Source organism: Actinacidiphila yanglinensis (assembly GCF_900107965.1).
GTDB lineage: Bacteria > Actinomycetota > Actinomycetes > Streptomycetales > Streptomycetaceae > Actinacidiphila > Actinacidiphila yanglinensis.
In genome coordinates, this window is the sequence record NZ_FNVU01000010.1 from 312,148 (window position 1) to 321,338 (window position 9,191).

The 9,191-nt window shown below is 73.4% G+C and carries 8 protein-coding genes; 4 read left to right on the plus strand and 4 right to left on the minus strand.

The window, feature by feature from the left end:
• Positions 1-61: 61 nt before the first annotated feature.
• Positions 62-856 carry a metal-dependent hydrolase gene (locus C4U44_RS23965; RefSeq protein ID WP_103888032.1) on the plus strand — a complete coding sequence of 265 codons (795 nt, stop codon included), beginning with the start codon at positions 62-64 and terminating at the stop codon, positions 854-856.
• A gap of 160 nt (positions 857-1,016) precedes the next feature.
• Here the strand turns inward: C4U44_RS23965 and C4U44_RS23970 are convergent, their stop codons facing one another.
• On the minus strand, positions 1,017-2,804 hold the full coding sequence (locus C4U44_RS23970; RefSeq protein ID WP_103888033.1) for an ABC transporter ATP-binding protein: 1,788 nt from the start codon (positions 2,802-2,804) through the stop codon (positions 1,017-1,019).
• Complete coding sequence (locus tag C4U44_RS23975; protein ID WP_103888034.1) at positions 2,801-4,744, minus strand: ABC transporter transmembrane domain-containing protein; 1,944 nt, start codon at positions 4,742-4,744, stop codon at positions 2,801-2,803. Before C4U44_RS23975 ends, C4U44_RS23970 begins: the two co-directional genes overlap by 4 nt.
• Positions 4,745-5,149: 405 nt before the next feature.
• Between C4U44_RS23975 and mscL the strand changes: the two genes are divergently transcribed.
• A complete protein-coding gene (gene mscL, locus C4U44_RS23980) occupies positions 5,150-5,617 on the plus strand; it encodes a large conductance mechanosensitive channel protein MscL (protein ID WP_103888035.1) in 468 nt (155 codons plus the stop codon).
• A 122-nt stretch (positions 5,618-5,739) separates the two neighbouring features.
• Here the strand turns inward: mscL and C4U44_RS23985 are convergent, their stop codons facing one another.
• Positions 5,740-6,303, minus strand: a complete 564-nt coding sequence (locus C4U44_RS23985) for a MarR family winged helix-turn-helix transcriptional regulator (RefSeq protein WP_103888036.1) — start codon at positions 6,301-6,303, stop codon at positions 5,740-5,742.
• A gap of 184 nt (positions 6,304-6,487) precedes the next feature.
• On the opposite strand from C4U44_RS23985, the gene C4U44_RS23990 reads away from it, so the two are divergent.
• Together C4U44_RS23990 and C4U44_RS23995 are read left to right on the plus strand one after the other, a co-directional pair.
• Positions 6,488-8,254, plus strand: a complete 1,767-nt coding sequence (locus tag C4U44_RS23990) for an ABC transporter ATP-binding protein (protein ID WP_235032309.1) — start codon at positions 6,488-6,490, stop codon at positions 8,252-8,254.
• Positions 8,255-8,403: 149 nt separating this feature from the next.
• Positions 8,404-8,781, plus strand: a complete 378-nt coding sequence (locus C4U44_RS23995) for a DoxX family protein (RefSeq protein WP_103888038.1) — start codon at positions 8,404-8,406, stop codon at positions 8,779-8,781.
• A gap of 29 nt (positions 8,782-8,810) precedes the next feature.
• Here C4U44_RS23995 and C4U44_RS24000 read toward each other — a convergent pair.
• The coding region (locus C4U44_RS24000; protein ID WP_200823369.1) for a LutC/YkgG family protein at positions 8,811-9,191 on the minus strand (381 nt) is incomplete at its 5' end.

The window sequence follows — 9,191 nt, forward strand, 5'->3', positions numbered from 1 at the left end:
GTGCCGTCGACCATGCGTCAACTCCGCCCGCGGGCGGTCGAATCGGGGGTATCGCACCGCCATGATGGGACCAGCACATTCGTTGTCGGGAGCGGCCGCCTGGCTGGGCGCCGGCGCCATCGCGGCGGGCCTCGGTGATCCGATGCCGTGGCCGACCCTGGTGGTCGGTGCACTGATCTGCTCCGGCGCCGCCCTCGCGCCCGACCTGGACCACCAGGCAGCCACCATCTCCCGTGCCTTCGGTCCGCTGTCCCGCCTGGCCTGCAAGCTCATCGACGTGCTCGCCCACGCCACGTACAAGGCGACCCGCAAGCCCGGCGACTCCCGCCGGTCCGGGGGGCACCGCACCCTCACGCACACCTGGCTGTGGGCGGTACTGCTCGGCGTCGGCTTCTCGGCGCTGGCGGTGTACGGCGGCAGGTGGGCGGTGCTGCTGATCCTGTTCGTGCACATGGTCCTTGCCGTGGAGGGCCTGTTCTGGCGGCAGGCGCGCACCTCCAGCGACGTGCTCGTATGGCTGCTGGCGGCGACGAGCGCCTGGCTGCTCGCCGACGCACTGGACGACCCGGGCAACGGCAAGGCGTGGCTGTTCACCGAGCCCGGTCAGCACTACATGTGGATCGGCCTGCCGATCGTGCTCGGCGCCCTCGTGCACTGCGTCGGCGACGCGCTGACCGTGTCCGGGTGCCCGATCCTGTGGCCGATACCCATAGGCCGCAGGCGCTGGTACCCGCTGGGGCCGCCGAAGTTCATGCGCTTCCGGGCCGGCAGCTGGGTGGAGATCAAGATCTTGACCCCGGTGTTCTTCGTGGTCGGCGGCGCCAGTGCCGTCGGCGCCCTCGGCCTCTTCACCTAGCCGCCCCCCGCGCCCGCCCCACCCGGCCGGGATGCCGGGCGGCTGTCCTACCGGCGGGCCGCGGAGATCTTCGGCGGCGCCACCCGGCCGCTCGATCCCCACGGGCAGGGCTGGACGCTCCGCCGGTTGGCGGCGGCCGGGGGGTGAGCCCGGGGCGGGCTCAGCCGTGCCAGGAGCGCCACAGTGCCGCGTACGCGCCCTCGGCCTCGACCAGTTGGTGGTGGCTGCCCAGCTCGCTGATCCGGCCCTCCTCGACGACCGCGATCACATCGGCGTCGTGGGCGGTGTGCAGGCGGTGGGCGATGGCCACCACCGTGCGGCCGTCCAGGACGCGGGAGAGGGAGCGTTCCAGGTGGCGCGCGGCGCGCGGGTCGAGCAGGGACGTCGCCTCGTCCAGCACCAGGGTGTGCGGGTCGGCCAGCACCAGCCGGGCGAGGGCGAGTTGCTGGGCCTGCGCCGGGGTCAGTGTGGCACCGCCCGAACCGACCTCGGTGTCCAGGCCGCCGTCCAGCCCCCGGGCCCACTCCTGGGCGTCCACGGCGGCCAGCGCGTCCCACAGCTCGTCGTCGGCCGCGGCCGGGCGGGCCAGCCGCAGGTTGTCGCGCAGGGTGCCGACGAAGACGTGGTGTTCCTGGTTGACCAGGGCGACGTGTTCCCGGACGCGTTCGGCGGGCATCCGGGCCAGCGCGGCCCCGCCGAGGGTGACCTCGCCGGTCCGCGGCGCGTACAGCCCGGCCAGCAGCCGCCCGAGCGTGGACTTGCCCGCGCCCGACGGCCCGACCAGGGCCAGCCGGGTGCCGGGGGGAACGTTCAGCGAGACGTCGTGCAGGACGTCGGTGTCCGGGAGGTAGCCGAACCGCACCCGGTCCGCCGCCATCTCCCGCCCGTCCGGCGCCAGCGCCCCGTCCCCCTCGTCCAGCGCGACCTCCCGCACCCCGACCAGCCGTGCCAGCGACGCCTGCGCGGTCTGCAACTCGTCGTACCAGCGCAGCATCATGCCGATCGGGTCGACGAGCATCTGCGCGTACATCGCTCCCGTGGTCAGCGCGCCCACCGCCAGCCAGCCGTGCAGCGCGAAGCCGCCGCCGATCATCAGCACCGAGGTCAGGATCAGGACGTGGGTCATGTTGATCACGGGGAACAGCACGCTGCGCAGCCACAGCGTGTACCGGCTCCAGTCGACCCAGTTCTTCAGCCGGCCGCGGGACAGCTCCTCGCGGCGCTCGCCCAGGCCGTGCGCCTCGATGGTGCGGCCGGCGTCGACGGTCTCGGCGAGCGCCGAGGCGACGCCCGCGTAACTCGCCACCTCGGCGCGGTAGGCGTGCGGCGCGCGCCGGAAGTACCAGCGGCAGCCGACGAGCAGCAGCGGCAGGGCGACCAGGACCGCGAGCGCCAGCGGCGGGGCGGTCACCGCCAGCGCGCCGAGCAGCAGCAGCGCCCACACCACGGCGATCGCCAGTTGCGGCACCGCCTCCCGCATCGCCTCCGACAGCCGGTCGATGTCGGTGGTGATCCGGGACAGCAGGTCGCCGGTCCCGGCCCGCTCCAGTACGCCCGGGGGCAGCGCGACCGAGCGGACCAGGAAGTCCTCGCGCAGGTCGGCGAGCATGCGTTCGCCCAGTACGGCCCCCCGCAGCCGGACCAGCCGCACGAAGCACGCCTGCACCGCCAGCGCGGCCAGGAACAGGGAGACCGTGCGCGTCAGGTGAACGTCGCGCCTGCCGTCGGCCAGCGTCTGGACCAGGTCGCCCAGCAGGAAGGGTCCGACCATCGAGGCGACCACCGCGACCGTGTTGACGCCCAGCAGCACGGCGAACGCGACCCGGTGCCGGCGGCCGAGCTCGCGGACGTAGCCGCGCACCGTGGCGGACGAGCCGACCGGCAGGGTGGTGGCGCTGTTGTGCGACGGCGCCGAGGGGTCGTACTCCGGCGTGGGTGCGCCGATCATGCGGGTTCCTCCATCGACATGTCGTCACGGGTGCCGGGTGCGGTGCCTGCGGTGGCAGAGGTGTCGCCGCGGTCCGCGCCCGGCGCCTCACCGCCCGCTCCGCCTTCTTCCTCCGGCCGTTCGTCCGCCTCGCGGGTGACCACGGCCCGGTAGAGCGGGGTCGTCCGCAGCAGTTCGTGGTGGTCGCCGGCCGCCACCGTCATCCCGTCGTGCACGAACACCACCCGGTCCGCGCGGTCCAGCACCAGCGGGCTCGACGTGAACACCACGGTGCTGCGGCCGGCCCGGATCTCCTTCAGCCCGCGGGCGATCCGCGCCTCGGTGTGCGCGTCCACCGCCGACGTCGGCTCGTCGAGCACCAGGACCTCGGGGTCGGCCACCAACGAGCGGGCCAGGGCCAGCCGTTGCCGCTGCCCGCCGGACAGCGACCGGCCGCGTTCGATGATCCGGGCCCGCATCGCGTCGCCGGAGCCCGCCTCCTCCCCGGCCAGGGACCGCACCAGCGCGTCGAGCACGTCGGAGCACTGCGCCGCGGCCAGCGCGGCAGGGGCGCTCACGCGGCCGGACGAGGGGACGTCGAACAGGTCGGCCAGGGTGCCGGAGAGCAGGACCGGGTCCTTGTCGTGGACGAGCACGGCCGAGCGGGCCGTCGCCAGCGGCACCGTGTCGAGCGCGGTGCCGCCGAGCAGGGCCGACGGTTCGCCTTCGGCGGCGACCGGGCTGTGCCCCCCGAGCCGGTCGGCGAGCCGGCCGGCGGCGTCCGGGTCCCCGCACACCACGGCCGTCAGCAGCCCGCTCGGGGCGCGCAGGCCCGTCGCCGGGTCGTACAACTCGCCCGTGAGGGGGGCCTTGTGCGGCCCCGCGCCATCCGTGTGCGCGGCACCGTTCCCGTCGGCAGCCGTCTCCATCGCGACCCTGTCCGCCTCGCTCCCGTCCACATCGGTGCGCCGCAGCGCGAGCACCCGCGCCGCGCGCTTCGCCGAGGGCCGGGAGAACGACCAGGCCATGGCGATCTCGACGAAGTTCTGCAGCGGGAAGAGCAGGAAGGACACCGAGCCGTAGACGGTGACCAGCTGGCCGACCGAGATCTGCCCGTCCAGCGCGAGCCGGGCGCCGTACCACGCCACGCCGACCAGCAGCAGCCCCGGCAGGGCGACCTGGACGGCCGCGATGGTGGCCCACATTCGGGCGCTGTGCACGGCGGCCCGCCGTACCTCCTGCGACACGCGCCGGTAGCGGTCGAGGAAGAGCTCCTCCCCGCCGATCCCGCGCAGCACGCGCAGCCCCGCCACGGTGTCTGCCGCCAGTTCGGTGGCCCGGCCGCCCTTCTCCCGCTGGAGGTCCGCGCGCCGGGTGGCCGCGGGCAGCAGCGGCAGCACCGACAGCGCCAGCACCGGTACGGACGCGGCGACCACGACGCCGAGCTCGGGCTCGTACACCAGCAGCGCGACGGCCACGCCGACGGTCGCCAGCAGCGCCGAGGTGAAGCGGGCCAGTGCCTCGACGAACCAGCCGATCTTCTCGACGTCGCCGGTGCTGACCGCGACCACCTCGCCGGCCGCCACCCGCCGGGTCAGGACCGCACCCAGCTCGACCGCCTTGGCGGCGAGGAGTTGCTGCACCCTCGTGGCAGCGCTGATCCAGTTGGTGACCGCGGTGCGGTGCAGCATGGTGTCGCCGAGCGCGGTGAGCACGCCGAGCACGAGCAGGACCGCGCCGGCCAGCACCAGGCGGGTGCCCGAGCGGTCCACCACCGCCTGCACGGCCACCCCGACCACCGCGGGGAAGCACGCCACCGATGCCATGTGGAGGGTGCCCCACGCGGCCGAGGCGACCTGCCCGCGCCACTGGCCCAGCTCCAGCCAGATCAGGAGCCGGGGGCCGGACCGGGTGTCGGGCCGGCCCGGATCGGAGAAGGGGAGGCTGTTGAGGGACGGCATGATGTCCTGAGGGTGGAGGCGGGCAGGGAGAGGGGCCCGGACTGACCCGAGGGCCGGGCCGGGGGACGGTACGCCGGGCTCCGGGTGTTTTCGGGTGGTCTCCGGCATTCGGGCCGAATTCATGAGCCGTGCAAGACTCGCGGCGCGGCGGGCGCCGGGTCAACCGGTTTTCCCGTGCCCTGGCCGCACCCCGCACCCCGCACCCCGCTCACCATCCGGCCGCGCTCCACCCACGACCCGGCCGCCCTCGCTCACACCCCGGCCCGCAGCCCCCGCGTCGCCCCGGCCGCGCCTGCCCCGCACCCCGGCCGCACCCCCCGAGTTCCCGACCGACTTTGCAGGTCCGCGTACCGGACCGGCACACTGTGTGGCTTCATCATCTTGGCCACAGAGGGGACCCCCCACATGAAGGGCTTTCGGGCATTTCTGCTGCGCGGCAACGTCGTCGACCTCGCGGTCGGCATCGTGGTGGGCGCGGCGTTCACCGCACTGGTGAACGGCTTCGTCCGCGCGTTCCTGACTCCGATAGTCGGGCTCGTCAGCGGTGCCACCGGCGACTTCAACAACCGGACCTTCCACGCCTCGGGGGTCACCTTCCCCTACGGCGTGTTCATCAACGCCACCATCAGCTTCGTGATCGTGGCGGCGGTGATCTATTTCCTGGTCGTGCTGCCGATGAACCGCATGCAGGAGAAGTTCTTCCCGAAGGCCGCGAGCGCGCCGACGCGTGAGTGCCCCGAGTGCCTCACCCCGATCCCGGCCGCCGCCAAGCGGTGCAGCGCCTGCACCGCGGTGCTGGCCCCGGCCGGGGTGCCCTACCAGGGCGCGGGCAACGGCGGGAGCGACGGCAACCGCGTGGACATCTCGAAGTAGCGGTCCAGGACTGCCGCGGCGGCACGCCGCCCGGTTCCGGCGGCGGATCGCCGCGGGGCCGGACGGTGCGCCGCCGGCGCCCTCCCGCGCCTCGCCCCCGTCACTCTGCGGTCAGCGCACGCTCAGCGCTCGTCGTCGTCGAGCGCGCCCAGCAGGGCGGACAGGGCCGCGCGCTGCTCGCGGTCGAGCGGCGCGAGGAGCTCGGCCGCGGCGTCCCTCCGAGCCCCGCGCAGCGCGGACAGCGCCTGCGTGCCGCTCTCCCGCAGCTCGATCCGGATCACCCGCCGGTTGTTCGGGTCGGGCACCCGTCGCACCAGTTCCCGCTCCTCCAGCGCGTCCACCAGCGTGGTCACCGCGCGCGGCACCACGTCGAGACGCTGCGCGAGGTCGGCCATCCGCGGCGGCGCGTCGCAGTGCGCGAGCGTCCGCAGCAGCCGGGACTGGGCGGGGGTGATGCCCAGCGGCTCCATCAGCCGCTTCTGGGAGCGGTGCAGCCGCCGGCTGAGCGTCAGGAGCTGGTCGGCCAGCCGCCCGGTGACCTCGTCGGTCCGGGGAGCGGTCGCGGAGCCGGCCGGGTCCGCGGACCCGGCCGGGGCGGGTGCCGGGGCCGAGTCCGATGCCGCAGGACCGGGAGCCTCCGCCGGGCCGGTGGTCGGCGCGGTGGCGGCCGTGGTGCGGGTGTCCATGGCTCCAGGGTATCAGGAACAACGCTCATTGTGAGTATAGGTAACAATGACCTACACTCTCTTTGTCAGCGTGTCCCGAACGACCCCGGAGGAGCCTTTGCGCCCCGAGAACGACCTCGCCAGCCGGTGGACGCCACCGAAACGCCGACCCGGTACCCGGGCCGACGTCGACGTCCGCCGCATCATGCGCCTGTTCCGCCCCTACCGTGGCCGGCTCGCCTTCGTCGGCATGCTGGTCGCCCTGTCCTCGCTCGTGTCGGTCGCCTCGCCGTTCCTGCTGCGGGCGATCCTCGACACCGCCATCCCGCAGGGCCGGACCGGCCTGCTGGCCCTGCTCGCCCTGGGCATGATCGCCACCGCCGTCGCGAACGGCGTGTTCGGCGTCATGCAGACCCTGATCTCCACCACCGTCGGCCAGCGCGTCATGCACGACCTGCGCACCTCGGTCTACGAGCGGCTGCAGCGGATGTCGCTCGCCTTCTTCACCCGCACCCGCACCGGAGAGGTCCAGTCCCGGATCGCCAACGACATCGGCGGCATGCAGGCCACCGTCACGTCCACCGCGACCTCGCTGGTCTCGAACCTCACCTCCGTCGTCGCCGCCGTGGTGGCGATGCTCGCGCTGGACTGGCGGCTGACGATCGTCTCGCTGCTCCTGCTCCCGGTGTTCGTCTGGGTCGCCCGCAAGGTCGGTCGCGAGCGCAAGAAGATCACCACCGAGCGGCAGAAGCAGATGGCGGCCATGTCCGCGATCGTCACCGAGTCGCTGTCGGTCAGCGGCATCCTGCTCGGCCGGACCATGGGCCGCAGCGACTCCCTGACCCGCGACTTCGCGGCGGAGTCCGAGAACCTGGTCGACCTCGAAGTGCGCTCCAACATGCAGGGACGCTGGCGGATGGCCGTGATCGGCATCGTCATGTCGGCGATGCCGGCGCTGCTGTACTGGGCCGCCGGCCTCACCGGCAGCGGCCGCGGCTCGGCGATCTCCATCGGCACGCTGGTCGCCTTCGTCTCGCTCCAGCAGGGCATGTTCCGCCCGACCGTCTCGCTGCTCGCCACCGGCGTGCAGGTGCAGACCTCGCTCGCGCTCTTCCAGCGCATCTTCGAGTACCTCGACCTGCCGGTGGACATCACCGAGCGCCCCGACCCGGTGCGCATCGAGCGGGTCCGCGGCGACGTCCGCTTCGAGAACGTGGACTTCGCCTACGAGCCGGAGGAGGGCACGGAGGCCAAGCCCACCCTGCGCGGCATCGACCTCACCCTGCCCGCCGGTGGCAGCCTGGCCGTGGTCGGCGCGACCGGCTCCGGCAAGAGCACGCTGAGCTACCTCGTGCCGCGCCTCTACGACGTGACCGGCGGCCGCGTCACCCTCGACGGCGTCGACGTACGCGACCTGAGCTTCGACACGCTCTCCGCCGCGATCGGGGTCGTCTCCCAGGAGACCTACCTCTTCCACGCCTCCGTCGCCGACAACCTGCGCTTCGCCAAGCCCGACGCCACCGACGCCGAGATCGAGGCGGCCGCCAGGGCCGCGCAGATCCATGACCACATCGCGGGCCTGCCCGACGGCTACGACACCCTCGTCGGCGAGCGCGGCTACCGGTTCTCCGGCGGCGAGAAGCAGCGCCTGGCCATCGCCCGCACCATCCTGCGCGACCCTCCGGTGCTGATCCTCGACGAGGCCACCAGCGCGCTGGACACCCGCACCGAGGCGGCCGTGCAGGACGCCATCGACGCGCTGTCGGCGGGCCGGACCACCATCACCATCGCCCACCGTCTCTCCACGATCCGGGACGCGGACCAGATCGCCGTCCTCGACGCGGGCCAGGTCATCGAGCGCGGCAGCCACCACGAACTCCTCGCCCTCGACGGCCGGTACGCGGCCTTGAGCAGGCGGGACATGCAACTGGTCGACGCCGCGACGCCGCAGCCCGCGGCCACGACCTCCTGAGGGGCCCAGGAGGTCCCCGGGGGTGGCCTGTCCTGCGGGCGTCCTCGGACGTCGTTCGAGGCGGCGGCCGGGTCTTGCCGAGACGGTATTACCCGTGGGTAGGGTGGCTTCCGGCGGGATCCGCCCGCCCGTTCGAGGAGGCCGTCCACGTGCCCGTACGCCCCGCACCGCTGCTCGCCGGACTGCTCGCCACCTCCGGCACCTTGCACTTCCTGCGGCCCGAGCCCTTCGACTCCATCGTGCCGGCGACGCTGCCCGGCAGCCCCCGCACCTGGACCAGCATCAGCGGCGCCGCCGAACTCGCCCTCGCCGCCGCCGTCGCGCTGCCCGCCACCCGCCGCGCCGGCGGCCTGCTCACCGCCGGCCTCTTCGCGGCGGTCTTCCCCGCCAACGTCAAGATGGCCTACGACTGGCGGCACCGCCCCGCCCTCCTCAAAGCCGCCGCGTACGGGCGGCTCCCGGTCCAGGTGCCGCTGGTGATGTGGGCCCTGAAGGTCAGCCGCTCGGCCGCCTCGCGGCCACACTGACCGGACTGTTCGGCGCTCGCCGGTCCGGCTCAGTTGTCGCCGTCTGTGTCGCTGTCGTCGTTGTCGTCGTCTGTGTCGTTGGTGACGAGGATGACGTCGAGGGTGCGGGGGCCGTGGACGCCTTCGACGCGGTCGAGTTCGATGTCGCTGGTGGCGGAGGGTCCGGAGATCCAGGTGAGGGGTCGGGTGGGGTCGAGCTTGGGGAGTGCCTGTGGTACTGAGTCCACCACCTGTTCCGGCACGCGTACGACGCAGATGTGGTGGTCGGGGATGAGGGTGATGCGTCGTCGGCCCTGGTCGGGTCCGGCGTCGAGGATGATGGTGCCGGTTTCGGCGATGGCGAGTGCGCAGGCGGTGATGACGGTGTCGATGCCGTCGAGTTGATGGGTGGTGAGTTCGTCGTCGCCGAC